General features: G+C 57.2%; 16 protein-coding genes. 7 read left to right on the top strand and 9 right to left on the bottom strand.

Annotation, left to right across the window (positions count from 1 at the left end):
* Positions 1-5: 5 nt before the first annotated feature.
* On the bottom strand, positions 6-179 hold the full coding sequence (locus tag ACPLPM_RS02700) for an HVO_2753 family zinc finger protein (protein ID WP_424358698.1): 174 nt from the start codon (positions 177-179) through the stop codon (positions 6-8).
* Between the two features lie 100 nt (positions 180-279).
* Complete coding sequence (locus ACPLPM_RS02695) at positions 280-1464, bottom strand: argininosuccinate synthase (RefSeq protein WP_424358697.1); 1185 nt, start codon at positions 1462-1464, stop codon at positions 280-282.
* 933 nt (positions 1465-2397) lie between these two features.
* Between ACPLPM_RS02695 and ACPLPM_RS02690 the strand changes: the two genes are divergently transcribed.
* From ACPLPM_RS02690 to ACPLPM_RS02680, 3 genes are read left to right on the top strand one after another with little or no spacing between them, the layout of a single operon-like run.
* Positions 2398-2745, top strand: a complete 348-nt coding sequence (locus ACPLPM_RS02690; protein WP_424358696.1) for a PadR family transcriptional regulator — start codon at positions 2398-2400, stop codon at positions 2743-2745.
* The gene (locus ACPLPM_RS02685; protein ID WP_424358695.1) at positions 2746-3870 is read left to right on the top strand and encodes a DUF4097 family beta strand repeat-containing protein; all 1125 of its coding nucleotides are present in this window, start codon (positions 2746-2748) and stop codon (positions 3868-3870) included. It abuts the gene before it with no gap.
* Positions 3871-3902: 32 nt separating this feature from the next.
* Positions 3903-4796, top strand: a complete 894-nt coding sequence (locus ACPLPM_RS02680) for a DUF4097 family beta strand repeat-containing protein (protein ID WP_424358694.1) — start codon at positions 3903-3905, stop codon at positions 4794-4796.
* 119 nt (positions 4797-4915) lie between these two features.
* On the opposite strand, the gene ACPLPM_RS02675 is transcribed toward ACPLPM_RS02680, so the two are convergent.
* The 3 genes from ACPLPM_RS02675 to carA form a co-directional block, all read right to left on the bottom strand.
* Positions 4916-5068, bottom strand: a complete 153-nt coding sequence (locus ACPLPM_RS02675; RefSeq protein ID WP_424358693.1) for a hypothetical protein — start codon at positions 5066-5068, stop codon at positions 4916-4918.
* Between the two features lie 295 nt (positions 5069-5363).
* Complete coding sequence (gene carB, locus ACPLPM_RS02670) at positions 5364-8609, bottom strand: carbamoyl-phosphate synthase large subunit (protein WP_424358692.1); 3246 nt, start codon at positions 8607-8609, stop codon at positions 5364-5366.
* Positions 8602-9675, bottom strand: coding sequence for a glutamine-hydrolyzing carbamoyl-phosphate synthase small subunit (gene carA / locus ACPLPM_RS02665; protein WP_424358691.1), 1074 nt, complete (start codon positions 9673-9675; stop codon positions 8602-8604). The genes carB and carA overlap by 8 nt, the downstream gene beginning before the upstream one ends.
* A 569-nt stretch (positions 9676-10244) precedes the next feature.
* Here carA and ACPLPM_RS02660 point away from each other — a divergent pair.
* The 4 genes from ACPLPM_RS02660 (at position 10245) to ACPLPM_RS02645 (ending at position 14556) form a co-directional block, all read left to right on the top strand.
* A complete protein-coding gene (locus tag ACPLPM_RS02660) occupies positions 10245-11168 on the top strand; it encodes a class II fructose-bisphosphate aldolase (protein ID WP_424358690.1) in 924 nt (307 codons plus the stop codon).
* Positions 11169-11184: 16 nt separating this feature from the next.
* Entirely contained in the window at positions 11185-12222 is a 1038-nt protein-coding gene (locus ACPLPM_RS02655) for a 6-phosphofructokinase (protein WP_424358689.1), read from the top strand.
* Between the two features lie 135 nt (positions 12223-12357).
* On the top strand, positions 12358-13059 hold the full coding sequence (locus ACPLPM_RS02650; RefSeq protein WP_424358688.1) for a peroxiredoxin: 702 nt from the start codon (positions 12358-12360) through the stop codon (positions 13057-13059).
* A 357-nt stretch (positions 13060-13416) separates the two neighbouring features.
* A complete protein-coding gene (locus tag ACPLPM_RS02645) occupies positions 13417-14556 on the top strand; it encodes a virginiamycin B lyase family protein (protein ID WP_424358687.1) in 1140 nt (379 codons plus the stop codon).
* Here ACPLPM_RS02645 and ACPLPM_RS02640 read toward each other — a convergent pair.
* From ACPLPM_RS02640 to ACPLPM_RS02625, 4 genes are all read right to left on the bottom strand, one after another.
* A complete protein-coding gene (locus tag ACPLPM_RS02640; protein ID WP_424358686.1) occupies positions 14543-14755 on the bottom strand; it encodes a hypothetical protein in 213 nt (70 codons plus the stop codon). The genes ACPLPM_RS02645 and ACPLPM_RS02640 overlap by 14 nt on opposite strands.
* Positions 14756-14850: 95 nt before the next feature.
* Entirely contained in the window at positions 14851-15732 is an 882-nt protein-coding gene (locus ACPLPM_RS02635; protein ID WP_424358685.1) for a class I SAM-dependent methyltransferase, read from the bottom strand.
* Entirely contained in the window at positions 15719-16795 is a 1077-nt protein-coding gene (locus ACPLPM_RS02630) for a 60S ribosomal export protein NMD3 (RefSeq protein WP_424358684.1), read from the bottom strand. Before ACPLPM_RS02630 ends, ACPLPM_RS02635 begins: the two co-directional genes overlap by 14 nt.
* 203 nt (positions 16796-16998) lie before the next feature.
* Positions 16999-17655: a hypothetical protein gene (locus ACPLPM_RS02625; protein ID WP_424358683.1), complete on the bottom strand. Its 657-nt coding sequence runs from the start codon at positions 17653-17655 to the stop codon at positions 16999-17001.
* Positions 17656-17680: the final 25 nt, after the last annotated feature.

Genomic DNA, 17680 nt, shown 5'->3' with positions numbered 1-17680 from the left:
CTGGCTCACGGCCCCTGGAAACCGCACTTCGGGCATACGTACGGGTTGGACTGCTGCCTGCACTTTCCGCACCGGCCCATGTCTTCCCCGCATACGGGGCACTTGAATTGAGCTGCGCCTTCGCCGGTCAGGTTGACCTTGCAGGAGACGCACTTGCTTACCTGTTTACCTTCTGCCATGTTCGTATCTCCTTTATATAATCATGATGCGACTTGCGTATAGTACACACTCTATTATAAGCATTACTGTGCTTACGCGCCACTTTACGATGGTTCTACGTTATTTTTTTGCCAGCTTGTTGTACAGCCGGGCCTGGAAGCCGTGGAACTTGCAGTAGCCTTCCGCGTCCTTCTGGTCCAGCGACTTGCCGTCGAAGGAGACCAGCTCTTCGCTGTATAAGGCCGTCTTGGATTCTCTGGCGACTACCATGCAGCTGCCCTTGTAGAGCTTCACCTTCACGGTGCCGTTCACCCGCTCCTGGGTGAGGTCGATGAACGCGTTCAGGTCGTGGAACAGCGGCTCGTCGACGAGGCCCATGTAGCCGAGCTCGGCCCAGGCGGAGTCCACGCCTTCCTTGAACTTGAGCTCGGCCCTGGTGAGGCAGAACTTTTCGAGGTCCTTGTGGGCGGTGAGCAGTACGGTGGCTGCGGGATGCTCGTAGTTCTCTCTCGCTTTCAGGCCGAGAACCCGGTCTTCCATCATGTCGGTCCTGCCGACGCCGTGCTTGCCCGCGATTTTGTGCAGGGCCTGGATGAGCGCCACGCCGCCCATCTTCTTGCCGTTGAGGGAGACAGGCACGCCTTTGGAGAAGCCGATCGAGACGATCTCCGGCTTCTCGGGTGCCTTCAGGGGGTCCTGGGTCCACTCGTAGATGTCCTCGGGCGGAATAAAGGCCGGGTCTTCCAGCTTGCCGCCCTCGATGCTGCGGGACCAGATGTTCTCGTCCACGCTCCAGGGCTTGGCCTTGGTCGCTGCGACGGGGATCTTGTGCTTCTTCGCGTACTCGATCTCCCATTCCCTGGTGAGGTTCATCTCTCTCATGGGAGCGACCACTGGAAGGTCGGTCTGGCGGAAGACTGCCTCGAAGCGGAGCTGGTCGTTGCCCTTGCCGGTGCAGCCGTGGCCGAAGGCGTCGGCCTTTTCCTTTTTGGCGACCTCGACGCACTTCTTCGCGATGAGGGGGCGTGCCATGCTTGTGCCGATAACGTAGCCCTCGTACATGGCGTTGGCCTTGATCATCGGGAAGATGTAGTCGCTGACGAACTCGTCCTTGGCATCTATAGTATAGTGCTTGTCAGAGATCAGCTTGGCCTTCTTCGTCGCGGTCTCGATCTCTTCGGGGGGCTGGCCCACGTCGACGGTGACCGTGATGACCTTGTCAAAGCCATAGTTCTCCTTCAGCAGGGGGATGCACACGGAGGTATCCAGGCCTCCGGAATACGCTAAAACGACCTTCTTGACCATAGTCTTCCTTCGACACCGTAAATAATGTCGGAGGAGATAAAGCTTTGTACGGCATACGCCGCGGCTTCGCCGCAGAGATTCTATGAGCACGTACCAGAAGTACAGGTAAAGACGTTGCACGCCCAGAAAAAGGCTTACTTATAGGATGTACCGTATAAAATGCTTTCGCACAAAAGGGCTATAAGTACGGCGTTTTTCTTCGGCAACGGATAAAAATGATGATATAATCCGCCATTGGAATGACTTTTCCAGCGTATAACGAAAACTATAAATACTAAGGCTTGTATTTAGCATCATCCGTGAAGCCGCAGGGTCAGTGCTTCAAGGACCATTTCAGAACTCCATACAATACCAACTCCGAAGTAAAAACGAAAAACTAAAAACGGGAAACAAGAACCCCTACCCAATATATACCGCAACCATATATACCCCAAGGAAAACGTATGAGGGACGATCGTAACGATCGTATCCCGATTACGCTATCCTCCGGTACTGGCTCCATAAATGCAGGTGGATGCCTACTCTTACCAGCTGATGTGCGCAGGCTGGTCGCCGAAAGCTAAACTATCGCGGTGGCCAAACCCTCCTCCCGTTTGCCGGCGCCGTCCGCCAAAAACGCCAAACACGCAAGCACCGACACACAAGTCCGACACGGACACTCATGTCCGTCATAATTATACCTCACCTCAAAAACGGACTTAGCCATCATCCACTGACTCAATCACGAGCCACCTGCAATGGTAAAGCTAGTACGGGAATTTTTTCTTATATTACGAGACTTCGGCTCGGGCTATTTCGAACTTTTCACCACCACTCGATCGTTAGCCGAAGGCTCCAAACCCTAGCAATTTATTTATACTTAGAGTCACACAGTATGATACGTCACACAATTAGATGTGTAATATATATTAGTATCATTAAGAGTGATGTACAATGGCCGATATAATGGATCGGTTTGAAACCGAAGTAAAAAGAGGCGTCATTCAGGTGGCCGTGATGTGCCTTCTGGAAAAAGAGCTGTATGGCTACGATATCATCAAGCACCTCAAGGACGTCGGCCTGGCGGTGGAGGAGGGTACGCTGTACCCGATTCTGCGGAGGCTCGACGACGAGAAGATCCTCACCAGCCGGTGGGAGACCAGCGGCCCGAGGCCGAGGAAGTACTACGTGATAACGGAAAATGGCAAGAGTATCAGGGAAAAGCTGCTGGAGTCGCTGAAGTCGGTTACCCAGGCGCTGGATACTCTCGAATCGCAAATGACGACGGCAGGTGATGCGTAGATGTACAATAAAATAATTGACGATTATCTAAACAAAGTGACCAGAGACATGGGACACAAGCAGCGGGATGATGTAAGGAACGAGCTGCGGTCCCATATTCTGGACAGCGCGGATGCCCTTGCGGCGGAGCGGAATACGACGGTGAACGAGTCCGTCATCCGGGAAGTCCTCGCGAGGATGGGGCCGGCTGAAAAGATGGCGGCAGGCTACCCGGTGAAGAAGGGAGGCATCCTCAGTGACAGGTTCATGCTAGTGATCGGTGGCATTATCGCCATCGTCCTGATCCTTGCAGTCGTGACAGTCCTGGCAGCAGCTGCGGGCGCTTGCGCTTTCCTGTCGCTGGCCCCGGTGCAGAATGGAGGAATCAGCTTCGTGACCGAGCAGAAGGAGTATAACTCCAGCCACGAGGCGGCGAAGAACATCACTATAGATGTGAGCACCTTCAACGGCGCCGTAGAGGTGCTGCCAGCCAGCAGCAACAATGTCGACGTCAAGGTCGTAGCGCGCGCCCCGCAGGGAAAGCTGGACCAGATCAGCGCGAATATCGGCATGAGCGGAAGCCAGGACGATCTTAACGTCGACGTGGCAGTCCAGCGCCTCCCGGGTAATATGATACCGGGTAACTTCGGCGCCAACGTCTACCTTTACGTCCCTGAGGAGTCCGCCTACAACATCGACATCCAGACCTCGAACGGCCTGGTCCACGTGGGCGATTTCGACGGCAGGACCCTGAAGCTCTCGACCAGCAACGGAGGCATCACCGTGGACGGCGGCCAGTACAGCCGCATCGAAGCAAGGACCAGCAACGGCAGGATTACCGCCACGTACAATGCTACGGATGCCACCTTCGAAACGTCTAACAGCGCTGTCAACCTGAACACTGGACAGTCGCTCGGCAGCCTCAGGGCGATCACCTCGAACGGCAGGATATCCGCCGACCTCCCTGACACCGCAGCCTACACGATCGAGGCTTCGACCTCGAACGGCCGCATCAGTTACAGCGCCTTCCCTATGGTGCTGACCACCGAAGAGAAGAACCGCATCGCCGGACATACCGCGGGCAACAATACCGAGGGCTTCTCGGTCTACCTCCGCACGTCCAACAGCGGGATCGAGCTCATCTGAGAACATTACGAGATTAAGAAAGAGGAAATAAAATGATAGATAAGATCATCGTCGCCATTCTGGCGATCATCGCCATCCTCGTGCTGCTGTTTGCAGGCATAGGATTCTGCGGACTATGCATGTTCGTCAACAACGTCGAAAACAACACCGGGTTCAACGGCCTGGTAGAGCACAGGGAAGACAAAACCATCCATGCCCCGGCGCAGAAGGTCAGCATCGAGGGCTACACCCTCGGCGGCGACGTCGAAGTATCCGAATCGACCACCGGCAACATAGAAGTAATCTATGACGTGTACGCCCCTCAGGGCCACCTGGACGATATTGTGACAGGCACGAACTACTCCATGGAGGGCGACACTCTGAAGATCAAGGCGACCGCTAAATTCCCCGATAACATGGGCTCGTTGAGCATGGTCGGGACCAGGGGCGCCAACCTGCACATCAAGGTACCTAAAAATGCCACCTACGACCTCAATCTGAATACTCTGGGCGGCCGGGTAATCGTGCCCGACCTGCAGGGAAGCAACCTGAAGATATCGACCATGGGCGGCGACATCGACCTCGATAATGTGAGCTACGACAGTATCACTGCCACCACGGCAGGCGGAGACATCACCGCAGAATACGATGCCGGGAAGGCTGTCTTCGAAACCATGGGCGGCAGAATAGTCCTGAACACGAAGCAGGCTACCGGGACAATGAACGCCAGCACCGCGGGCGGCGACATCAGGGTCACCCTGCCCGACGACACCAGGTTCACCATCGATGCCTCGACCATGGGCGGCAGAGTCACCCACGGGTCCATCAACATGGCCGATGCGGCAGAGAAGAGCAAGACCAGGCTGAGCGGCTCCACCGAGGGCGGAGTAGGCTCCCTCGACATCGACCTCAAAACCATGGGCGGCGACATAGAGATAAGCTACTGAGCTTATCTCCTTCTTTTTTTAAGTAAGAGTAAGGATATGTAGAGGCTGCCGGCCTGTGGCCGAAAGCTGGTAAAAAGCAGATGGCGGCCATCTGTCGTAGCCGCATTGTTCGAAGTAAGTTACTTCTTGACGATATCGAGATTGGAGTACAGCGTGAACGAGTACACCAGGCACCCGATGCATGCCACTGCGGCGACGCCGCCAAGGTAGCCGCCCAGGCCGAGGATGGGAGACTGGGGGGATATTAGCAAAGCTGCCGATCCTATGAACAAAACTGTGGCCAGTGGCACTCGTATCCATGATATCATGATTGTTACTACCTGGGCCGGATATATGGCCGCTATGTAGACATTATAATAGGTAGTACAAAGCTTTTATCGTTTTCGGGCCGGATTTTTTCTAATTGATCGGCAGCGCATGGAAATTTTTTATATCGGATGACTTTACGGCGAAGAATACCTGCCAGGGCACAAGTCGCCTGGCGGGATGCCGGACGGAGACTGCACGGACCGGATGGTCAGTTTAAGGTACGAAAAAAGAATGCGAGGGGCTATTAGCCCCTCTTGTTTACTCTTTGGCGACGTCGATGACCGGGGCGACGGGCTTGTCCATGGCCAGGTACTCGTTGAGAGACCTGATGGTCAGCTTGCGCCTGCCCATGGCATTGATCGCATCCGCAGACGCCTTCGCCGCCTGGAGCGTGGTCGCGTATGGTACCTCGTAGTCGACTGCTGCGCGGCGAATCTGGAAGCCGTCCGTCCTCGCGGTCTGCTTGGACGTTGGAGTGTTGATGACCAGCTGAACCTTGCCTTCCCGCATCAGGTCGATGACGTTGGGGCTGCCCTCGGATACTTTAAGTATGTGCCGGATGGGCAGGCCGTGGGATTCGAGGAACTCCTTGGTGCCGGCGGTGCCTATCAGCTGTAAGCCGTTCTCGTGGAGCATCCGGGCGATCTTCACCATGGGCTCCTTGTCTGTGTCCCGGATGGACAGGAAGACTGTGCCCTCCTGGGGCAGCGAGTTGAACGCGGAGATCTCAGCCTTGAAGAACGCCCTGCCATAGTCCAGGTCGATGCCCATGACTTCGCCCGTGGACTTCATCTCCGGGCCTAGCAGCGGGTCTGCGCCGGGCAGCTTGTCGAAGGGTAGCACGACTTCCTTGACGGAGACGTGCCTAGGCCGGGGCTCTTCAGTGTAGCCCATGTCCTTCAGCGAACAGCCGATAATGGCTTTTGCAGCCAGCTTGGCCAGAGGCGCTCCGGTAGCCTTGCTGACGAACGGGATAGTCCTCGAAGACCTCGGGTTAGCTTCGAGCACAAAGACCTTGCCGTCCTTGTAGGCCATCTGCAGGTTGACGCAGCCGATGACGTTTAGCGCCAGCGCGATCTTCCGGACGATAGCCCGGACCTGATCCTGCACTTCGTTAGACAGCGACTGGGGCGGGATGACGCAGGCGGAGTCGCCGGAGTGGATGCCGGCTTCTTCGATGTGCTCCATGATGGCGCCGATGAAGACGTCCCTGCCGTCGCACACCGCGTCCACGTCGATCTCGACCGCATTTTCCAGGAAGTCGTCGATGAGCACCGGGTGCTTCCGGCTGACCTTGACGGCCTCAGTCATGTACCGTTCGAGGTCTGTTTCGTCGTACACGACTTCCATGGCCCTGCCGCCCAGTACGTACGACGGCCTGACGAGGATGGGGAAGCCGATTCTGCGGGCGACGGTCTTGGCCTCGTCGATGGAGTAGGCGATGCCGCTGTCCGGCTGGAGGATGCCCTGCTCTTTCATCATCCGGCTCCACAGGTCCCGGTCCTCGGCGATGTTCATGTCGTCCGGGCTGGTGCCGATGATGATAGTGTTCAGGTCTTTGCGGCGGTTTAGCTCCATCTGGAGGGGGATTGCCATGTTGACCGAGGTCTGGCCGCCGAACTGGACCATGACGCCGTAAGGCCTCTCCTTCTCGATGATGTTCATCACGTGCTCCAGCGTGATCGGCTCGAAGAAGAGCTTGTCCGACGTGTCGAAGTCAGTCGACACGGTCTCTGGGTTGTTGTTGATGATGTGCGCCTCGATACCCGACTCCCTGAGCGCCTGAACTGCGTGTACGGTACAGTAGTCGAACTCGATGCCCTGGCCGATCCTGATCGGGCCCGCGCCGATGATGAGCACTTTCTTCCGGTCGGAAGGCTGCAGCTCGCACTCCTGCTCGTACGAGGAATAGTAATAGGGAGTCTTCGCGGCGAACTCGGCGGCGCAGGTGTCGACCATCTTGTACGTGGGGATGACGTTGAGCTTGTGCCGCAGGTCGCTGATCTCCTCGAGCGTGACGCCCCGCAGCTCGGCGATCCACTCGTCCGTAAACCCTAACCGCTTCGCTTTCAGCAGGAGGTCCCGGTCGAGTAGCGCGGCCTTGACCTTGTCCGCCATGTCCACGATGTTCTTGATCTTGAGGATGAACCACGGGTCGATGCTGGACAGCTTAGAGATCTCCTCCACGGTGAACGCCCCGGTGCGCAGCGCTTTAAAGATGACGAACATGCGCTCGTGCGTCGGCCGCTGGAGGATGTCGGCCATCTCGTCCTTGGACCAGTTGCCGTAGCCCCAGAACTCGCTGATGTCTAAAGAGTTCAGGGCCTTCTGGAGAGCCTCCTCGTAGGAGCGGCCGATGGCCATGACTTCGCCCGTGGACTTCATGGACGTGGTGATGTGCTTGTCCGCGGTCTTGAACTTGTCAAAGGGCCACCTCGGGATCTTTACGACGACGTAGTCGATGGTCGGCTCGAAGGAGGCCGGAGTCTCCATGGTGACCTTGTTCTTGATCTCGTCCAGCCTCAAGCCAATCGCAATCTTGGCTGCTATTCTGGCGATGGGATAGCCAGTAGCCTTGCTGGCCAGCGCGGAAGACCTCGATACTCTCGGGTTAACTTCGACGATCCGGTATTCGCCCTCTTTCCAGGCGAACTGGATGTTGCAGCCGCCCTCTATGCCGAGGGCGCGGATGATCTTGATAGCGGCAGACCTGAGGGTCTGGTGGTCCGCGTCGGAGAGCGTCTGGGACGGGGTGACGACGATGGATTCGCCGGTGTGGATGCCCATCGGGTCGATGTTCTCCATGTTACAGATGGTGATGCAGGTGTCGCTGGCATCCCTCATGACCTCGTACTCGAACTCCTTCCACCCGAGGATGCTCTCCTCGACGAGGATCTGGTGAATCCTGGAGCGCTTGATGCCGATCTCCGCGATCTGCTTTACTTCTTCGATGGAGCGGGCGACGCCGCTGCCCGTACCGCCTAACGTGAAGGCGGAGCGGATGATCATCGGCAGGCCCAGGGTTTCGACCGCCTTGACCGCCTCTTCTACGGTGTGGCAGGGGATGGACCTCGGCACTTTCTCGCCGATGCTCTCCATCGCGTGCTTGAACCGGTCCCGGTCCTCGGTATCGTAGATCGCCTTGAGCGGCGTGCCGAGCAGCTTGACGCCGTACTTCTCCAGCACGCCCATCTCCGCCAGCTCGCTAGTAATATTTAGGCCGGTCTGGCCGCCAAGGCCGGCGATGATGCCGTCCGGGCGCTCTTTCTCGATGATCTGGGCCACGACCTGAGGCGTAATGGGTTCTACGTAGACGGCGTCGGCCATCTCCGGGTCGGTCATGATCGTCGCGGGGTTGGAGTTGACCAGGACGACCTGGATGCCCTCTTCCCTCAGGCTCCGGCAGGCCTGGCTGCCGGAAAAGTCGAACTCGGCGGCCTGGCCGATGAGGATGGGCCCCGAGCCTATTAATAGTACTTTTTTGATGTCCGTTCTCTTAGGCATGGTGACCACCGATCCTCTGTAACAGTGAGTCGAAGAACCAGTTCGTATCGTGCGGCCCCGGGTTGGCCTCCGGGTGGTACTGGACGCTCCAGACCTTGAGCGCGTCGTTCTTCATCCCCTCGACGGTGCCGTCGTTGGCGTTGACCTGGGTGACTTTGATGTCCTTGCCATCGATGCTCGCGGGGTCCACCGCGTAGCCGTGGTTCTGGCTGGTGATGTAGACTTTGCCGGTCTCGACGTCGATGACCGGCTGGTTGGCGCCCCTGTGGCCGAACTTGAGCTTGTAGGTGCTGGCTCCCAGCGCCAGCGAGGCGATCTGGTGGCCGAGGCAGATGCCGAAGATCGGGAGCTGTCCCGCCAGCTTCTTCGTGACCGCTATGCCGTTGGTCGCGTCCTGCGGGTCGCCCGGGCCGTTGGAAAGCAGTATGGCGTCGGGCTGGTAGCTCATGATCTGTTCAGAGGAAGTGGTGGCAGGTACTACGATGACGTGGGCGCCTCTGCGGGCCAGGTTGTCGACGATCTTCCGCTTGACGCCGAAGTCCATGACCACGACCCTGGGCCCCTTGCCCCGGATTTCGTAGGGCTGCTTGCAGGTGACCTGGTTGATGATGTCTTTGGGGAACTGCCACTTTCTGGCCAGTTCGCAGGCTTTCTCGCCATCGTCGCTGCCGACGATCATGGCGGAGCGCATGGTGCCGACCTTCCTGGTCCTGATGGTCAGCATGCGGGTGTCGACTTCGGAGATGCCCGAGGAGTTCTCGTCGTCGAGGAACTGGCTGAGATTGCGGGTAGAAAGGTTGTGAGAAGGATGATCGCACCGCTCTCTGATGACGAGGCCTTCGGCCTTGATGCCCGAAGACTGAAAATTAGCGTTATTAACACCGTAATTGCCGATGAGCGGATAAGTAAACAGCAGTATCTGACCTTTATACGAAGGATCGGTTAGCGCTTCCTCGTAGCCCGTGATTGGCGTAGCGAAGACCAATTCGCCGCACGTCACGCCTTCTTTTCCGAAACCATCACCGACCACATAAGTCCCATCTTCCAGTCCTAATACTGCCTTCATTGTAGTGTACCTGTGGTAGATATCAGCATTTTGGTTATATATTTTGCGATTCGCAGCGCGAAATAACAGGTCCGATTCAGGCATATAACCGCTGAATGGCGAAATTTAAAGAAATGGCATGCATAAAGCCGATTTAAGCTGATGCTGGACAGTAATACAGGGCCAGACAGTTACGTACAACTGAATTTAGGCACCGGAAGGGTATTAAGGCGCATATTTTCTTCCGCATACTGAAAAATACGATAATTTGCTTGCAATTGACGATAAGTGCGATAGTGTTGACTCTGATTACAGACAAAGCCAATGCTCTGCGATGGATTGAAGACTGGTTGCCCGCAGGTATACCGCCCGGTAGCATAAAGTAGGGAATTGATATTTAAGCTGGCGATTTCACACCTAATTTAGATTTAAGCCCCACATTCTTAGATCAGGTTTTAAATGCCCGCGCAGTAAACTTAATATTGAAAAAAACTGCCATAGTAGCCTGGAGACCAGTCGCCTGGCCTCAAAACGATTAATACATTCGACTTTCATATATATGTATCAACCAATCCACGGAGAATAACCCCATGACATTTGCTACTTTAAAGGAAGTGCTGGACACGGCCAAGGCCGGCAAGTACGGTGTTGGCGCTTTTAACATCAACAACATGGAGATCGCCAAGGCGATCGGCGGAGCCGCAAAAGAAGAAAAGTCCCCGGTAATCCTGGCAGTATCTCCAAGTGCGATCAAGTACGCGGGCATCGAATACATCTACGAGATCGCCCGGATAACTGCGCTCAAGTCCGGGGTACCCACAGTTCTCCATTTAGACCACGGTACCGAATTCAAAGACTGCGTCCAGTGCATCAGGCACGGCTGGTCCTCGGTCATGTACGACGGCTCCAAGCTGCCTTTCCAGGAAAATATCGCGATGACGAAGAAGATCGTCGAGTTTGCCCACGCTGCAGGAGTCTCCGTCGAGGCAGAGCTGGGCAAGCTGGCCGGGGTAGAGGGCCACGTCTCGGTATCGGAGAAGGACGCCATCTTCACCAACCCCGAAGAGGCGAAGATCTTCGTCGAGCAGACCGGCGTGGACGCGCTGGCCGTCGCCATCGGCACCTCGCACGGCGCCTTCAAGTTCAAGGGCGAGGCCAACCTGGACTTCGAGAGGCTCCAGAAGATCGAGAAGCTGGTCGGCATCCCCATCGTGCTTCACGGAGCATCGGGCGTCCCGAAGGAAGTGCTGGACAAGGCCGCTAAATATGGAGCGAAACTTCCAGGCGCCGCAGGCGTCCCTAACGACGCCATCCAGAAGGCCATCAGCCTCGGCGTCGCTAAAATTAACATCGACACCGATATCAGGCTCACCATGACCGCCGCACTTCGCCAGGTGCTCACCGAGCACCCCGAGGAGTTCGACCCGAGGAAGCTCTTCGGCCCGGCGGAAGAGGAGATGAAAGAAGTGGCCAAGAGCAAGATGAGGCTCTTCGGCAGCTCAGGCAAAGCTTGATCACAGGGTGATTTTCATGGCAAATATCAAAAAGATCGGAATTCTCACGGGCGGTGGCGACTGCCCCGGCCTGAATGCAGTTATCAGGGCGGTCGTGTTCAAGGCGATCGACAACGGCTGGGAAGTAGCAGGCGTGAAGTACGGCTGGAAGGGCATGATCAACGCCGACGCGGTGCCCCTCACCAAGAAGGACGTCGAAGGCATCCTGCCGCTGGGCGGCACCATCCTGAAGACTTCGAGGACCAACCCGTTCAAGGTCGAGGGCGGAGCGGAGAAGGTCATCGAGAACGCGAAGAAGATGGGCATCGACTGTTTAGTGGCGGTCGGCGGCGAGGATACCCTCGGCGTGGCTAACAAGCTGACCAAGATGGGCTTCGCCTGCGTGGGCGTGCCCAAGACCATCGACAACGACCTCGGCGCCACGGATTATACGTTCGGCTACCAGACCGCGGTGCAGATCGCATCCGACGCAATGGACAGGCTGCACACCACCGCGAAGAGCCACGACAGAGTCATCGTCTGCGAAGTCATGGGCAGGCATGCAGGGTGGATGACCACCGATGCCGGCATGTCGGCCAGCGCCCACTGGATCTTCATCCCGGAAGTCAAGGGCAATCTCGACGAGTGCTGCAAGCTCCTCAAGGAGAGGTATGCCAGAGGCGACAGGTACGGCATCGTCGCAGTTTCCGAGGGCGCGCTGTTCTCCGACTTCGACGTGGAGGCGGCATCCAAGGAAACGGACGCCTTCGGCCACGTGAAGCTCGGCGGCGTCGGCAAGGCGCTCGCCAAGGAGATCGAGAAGCGCACCGGCTTAGAGACTAGAGAAGTCGTGCTCGGCCATACGCAGAGGGGCGGCTCTCCGTTAGCCTACGACCGGGTCCTCGGCACCAGGCTGGGCTACAAGGCCGTCGAGATGGTCAAGGCCGGCCAGTTCGCGATGATGGCCTCTCTGAGAGGAGAGAAGATCGAGGCCGTGCCCATCGAAGAAGCGGTCAAAGAGCTGAAGACAGTTCCGGAAGGCTACTACAAGGTTTCCAGGACGTTCTTTAACTAAAATCAAGCGCGGGACAGCTCCCGCTTCTGCTTTTTTTATCAGTATCATTGCAGGCCCTTTTTAGAGAGGAGCCGATGATCGATTGGCCACCTATTATATAAATATCGCATTTATATTTTTATTTGAGGCGTTACTATGAGTCACCACGATGTATCCGGGTGCTGCCAGGAGACAGCCCGAATTCCGACAATCGGCGAGTCTGCGCCGGCGTTCACAGCCGAAACCACACAGGGCCCCATAAAGTTCCCCGACGACTACAAGGGAAAATGGGTAATCCTCTTCAGCCATCCCGCTGACTTCACACCGGTTTGCACTACCGAGTTCGCCACCTTCGCGAGCATGCAGGAGGAGTTGAAAAAGCTGAACTGCGAGCTGATCGGCCTCTCCATCGACAGCACGTACAGCCACATCGCCTGGCTCCGGAACATCAAGGAGAAAGTAGAGTTCAGGGGCATGAAGAACCTTGAGGTTAACTTCCCGGTGATCGCCGACATCAAGATGGAGGTCTCGAAGAAGTACGGCATGCTCCAGCCTGCGGCCAGCGACACCAAGGCGGTCCGGGCCGTGTTCTACATCGACCCGGAGTCCAAGATCAGAGCCCTGATTTATTACCCGCTCTCCAACGGGAGGAACTTCGACGAGATCAAGCGGCTGCTAATCGCCATGCAGACGGCGGACAAGCACAACATAGCCACGCCCGCCGACTGGCGGCCCGGCGACGAGGTCATCGTTCCGCCCCCGGGCTCCTGCGGCACCGCGAAAGAGCGGGTCAAAGGCGCGGGGAAAGACTACCGGTGCATAGACTGGTACCTGTGCTTTAAGAAGCTGCAGGAATAGCTCTAAGGAATTGTCAGGCAAAGCCCGAAAAACTCCTCGAGGTTCGGGAGTTTCCGGGAGGATAGGGAGGATTTTCAAGCTGGGAGGTCAGGGAGGGTCAGAGGTCAGAGAGAAGGTTAGGGAGTGTGGAAAGGTCAGAGAGGATAATTTTTAAGATTCTCTCTGACCTCCACCTAGTACCTCACATACCTCCCTCTCGGACCTCCTGACCTCCCTGACCTCCCAGTTTGAAAAGTCCTCTTAAAACTCCGGTACCTCCCGGACCCGGAAGTTTTCCTGCCCTATGCTACGGAAAGGCCCGCGACTGCAGAGGGCTACGAAATAATCTATATATAGAAGACGGCTCGATTTTGTTCTATGGCCGGACGCCGCCTGCTCGTACTGATCATACTCATGGCTGTGCTCGCCACCTTATTTTCTGCCGCAGCCTGCGCCGATCAGACGTATTCTGTCACCGAGTACCCGCTGCCGGCCGATAGCACCGGCGCCTCGGCCATGGCGATCGACAGCAGCGGCGACGTGTGGCTGATCCAGGACAGCCCTGCGGCGATCTACCGCTTATCCCGGGACAATGGGAGCTTCAGCCGTTATGTACTTGAGGGCTTCGATAACGCGGGCTTTGCGGGCATGAGCGTCGACGCCGAGGGCAACGCCTGGTTCGCGGACCTGAAGGGCAACCGGGTGGGCGCATACACGCCGTCCACAAACCATACTTCCACCTTCAGCTTTCCCGGCCCCATGGCGCCTTCCAGCGTTATCAGGGAGGGCAACACGCTGTGGATAGGGTGCAAGGAAGAGGTAGGCGAACTGAACCTGGTAACCGATGAGTTCTCCGATCACTTCGTCTACAAGATGGACTCCTACCTGTACGACATCGAGATCGACAGGCTGGGCAACGTGTGGTTTGTCGAGAACCGGGCGAACAAGGTCGGCACCTACTACCGCGCATATGATACCAACCCTGAGTTCGATATCCCCACTCCCGATGCGTATCCTACCTGCCTCTCCATAGATGGCAAGGGTAGGTTGTGGTTCATCGAGTCGGGCCCGAACAAGCTGGGCATGTTCGACACGGACCTGTTCAGCTTCGCCGAGTACAACATGACCCCGGTAGACGGTAAAATGCCGGTGTTCTCAGACGTAGTCACTATCGGAGACAGCGTCTGGGTGACTGACTCGGCCAACGGTCGGGTGCTCAAGTTCTACCCCGATGAAGGCAGGTTCTCCGCCGCAGAGCTCGGTAACGGCACCGTGCCGACCCTGCTGGAGGCAGACAGCGAGGGTGTTCTGTGGACGTACGAAGCAAGCAGTAAAAAGCTTGCTTCTCTGGAAATCCTGGAGGGCTTCGGAGTGGCCACGCCGACACCAGCCCCGACGCCCACGTCGACGCCTCTTCCGACGTCAACGCCGACCGGTACACCAGCGCCGGCTCCCGGGTTCGAGTTCCTGATAGCAACCTTTTCACTGCTTGCTGTAATTTTCATTAAAAGCCGGTAAGGCGCAGGAATTTTGCTGAGATGCCGGACGGACAGTCTTCCCGGGCCATGGCCTGCACGAGCATGAGACAGAAGATGTTCGCTGCCAGAAGCCCGATCAGGACAGGGAGTACGAAGATGCCGTACAGGCAGGCGGCAACGCCCAGAATGATCAGTAGATAGGTCAGGTACAGGTAAAACTCGGCAAGAGTTACGTGCATACCTGTAGATCGTCGGAGTCACGATATTTAACAGTTATATGGCGAACATCGAACAATACCGGAAATCGGAGGATATAGTAAACGCCTATATCAAATCACGATATTCTGGCGTCGACCACCACGTGCCACACGCCCGGCGAGTACTTCTTGATCTTGATGGTCTCCAATATTTCCGCCTTCCGGCCCTGGTCTGCGGCGGCAGCGGTGATGTACTGGCCCGGCCGCTCGTACATGATCTTCTCCGGCACGGTCTCGTGGTAGTGGAGAATGCCGCCGGACCTTAGTGCTCTGATGCCCCAGGGCAGGAATTCGTGGGTGGTGCCCACGTAGCCCATGAGGACCCGGTCTGCGACGCCGACAGGCGCCTTTTCCCTGCAGTCGCCGTTGATCGGGTGGACGATGCCTTCGACCTTGTTGAGGCGGACGTTCTCGCATAAGTACCCGTACGATACGGGGTTGAGCTCTATGGCGTCGATTCTCCGGGGCTTCGAGTGGACGGCCATGGGCAGGGTGAAGTACCCGATGCCTGCGAACATGTCGACGACGTATTCGTCGTCCACGTATTCACCTTTGCCGACGGTGGCCATGCGCCTGCGCTCGTAGAAGTTGCCCTGGCTGTACATGATCCGGGCCACGTCGAGCTTGAACAGAACGTAGTTCTCCTTGTGGATGGTCTCGGTGCCGTTGCCGGCAATAATGTCGATAATGGGCTCCCGGTACTCCCCGGCGATCCGCTTTGTCTCGACCACAGTCTTGCAGCGCGGGTACAACAGCAGCAGCGCTTCGCCCAGTTCCGCCCTGCGGGGCCTGAGGACTTCGGGTACGTGGACGAGCAGGACTTCGCCGATCAGCTGCCAGCCTCTGGGCAGCGCCGCCTCTTCTTCGGGGGATAGATCTTTGAGAACAGACTTCAGAGGATTTGCGGGGATAGGCTTTCCCCGGTGCGGATTAAAAAGCTTGGAGTTATTCTTTCCCACGGCCGCCTCCGGGCAGTATGAAAAGTCCCTCTCTGGTCTTGATGACCGGCACTTCCTCACCCGGCCCCGCCTTCAGGAAGACCGGCCTCCGGATGGTGACCGCCTGGTACGTCTCCGGGTCGAGGATCTGGACTGAGTCGCCCTCCTCGGACACGATCACCACACGGGTGGCTTCCGAGCGGTTCGCGATCTTCTCCAGCTTCAGGTCTTCCGGCCCGGAAGTGTTCTGGCCGGTGGCAAGATCGACGCCGGAAGTGCGCTTGCCCACCTTTTCCACGAGCACGATCTGGTTTCTCATGCGGACGATATCGCCTGCGACGATCTCGGGCAGCCTCACGGAAAAGGTGACACGGTAGACCCCTTTACCGCCAACGGCGCCGACCAGCTTGGGGGACTCGATGAGCGCTCCGCCGAACTCGTCGACGATCGTGCGCGACGCCTGCCTGGCGCAGGCAGTGGAGCCCACGTAGAGGTCCGCGCCCTCCGATAGCGGGAAGATGTCGGTGATGAAAGCGAGCCTGTCTCCGGCCTTGGCAGACCGGACGAACACGTTTTCTATAATTTTTAAGCACCGGTCGATTTCCGGCTTCGTCGGGAGCCTGCCCTCGGCCCGGACCTGGATGACCGCCTCGTAGTAGCCGCCAGCCATGCGGGAGCAGATGTCGCAGGTCTCTTTTCTCACGCGACCCTCGATATCCGCCGAAGTCGAGACCGGCCTGCCCTCGATCGCGCCGGTAACGGTCACGTGGATGACCAGCATGTAGGGTCCGGTGAATTCCGGGACGACGGTGATCTGGGGCTGCTCTACCTCTTTGCTGACCGACAGGGCTGTGCGGACTGTCTTGACGGCCGCCTTCTTAGCGAGGTCTTCGTAATTGTCGATGTTGGTCTCTATCCATAGCTCCCCGATCTTATAGGAGGGACATTTGGCGCAGAGCTTTACGTCCAGCGTCTGAGGCACCTGGAATACTACATATTTATCTGCAAAACATGCGTTACAGAGGCCTTCCGCTTCCGTCTCCTTACCGCACCTGGGGCAGAACAGCTTCGATGTCGTGACCATTCAATGTAAAAGAGGGCATCCAGATACAAATATGTGATGGCTCCGAGTGTATAGTCATTCTTGAAACTAATAGTACGGTCCGGCAGTCAACCAGACCTGCCGGACCGTACTAAAAGTTTCACAAAGGACTATACACACTCATCGCTGCCGCTAAGACTGAGGTAAACAGCTTTACCACATAAAAGAGCGCGGGCGGTCCGCGCTCAGAAGCTCAACAGGAAGCTCTCACAGGTCGCCGAATCGACGTCGGCTATGCAGTATTCGCCTGCCAGGAAGGCTTCCCTGACGCGGCTTAGACCTGCCTCCCTGCCTTCCGCCTGAATCACGCTGTCGATGTATGCCCTCACCGAGTTGTGTTTTACCGCGATGCCCACGAAGGCTCTGGCGCTCTCCCGTACCGTGAGAAGCCTCGCCGTCAGGTCCTTCGCGTTCGCCTTGCTCAGCTCCGCCACCTTCGCGCCGATCTCGCCGATCTCGCCGTCGCTCAGGAAGGACACCAGGTAGATGTCGTAGTCGAACAGCTGCTTTTTGATCTCGGGCAGAGCCGGGGTCAGGTCAGCTTTGCCGCCACTCAGGATCATTTCGGCCATCGACTCGAGCAGCTCGTCGTTGTAGACCATCTCGCCCACCCGCCGGGGAGAGATCGGAGCCACGACAACTTTAGTGGTTTTGGACTTTCCTGTCGCCTTCGGCTTTGCCGAAGACTTCGCCGAAGCCTTAGGCTTCGCGGCTGACTTCTTCGCGGCCGGCGCCTTAGCGGTAGTCTTCTTAGACGTCGAAGACTTCACTGAAGTCTTTGGCTTTGCAGCTGCTTTCGCCTTAGCAGCAGGTGCCTCAGACTTTTTGCTCCCTGTTACCATAGGACCAACTCCATGGAATCGTAAT

The organism is Methanocella sp. MCL-LM, assembly GCF_049676595.1.
Classification (GTDB): Archaea; Halobacteriota; Methanocellia; order Methanocellales; family Methanocellaceae; genus Methanocella_A.
The sequence above is the reverse complement of the archived record's forward strand: the minus strand, read 5'-3'. Positions and strand labels throughout refer to the sequence as shown.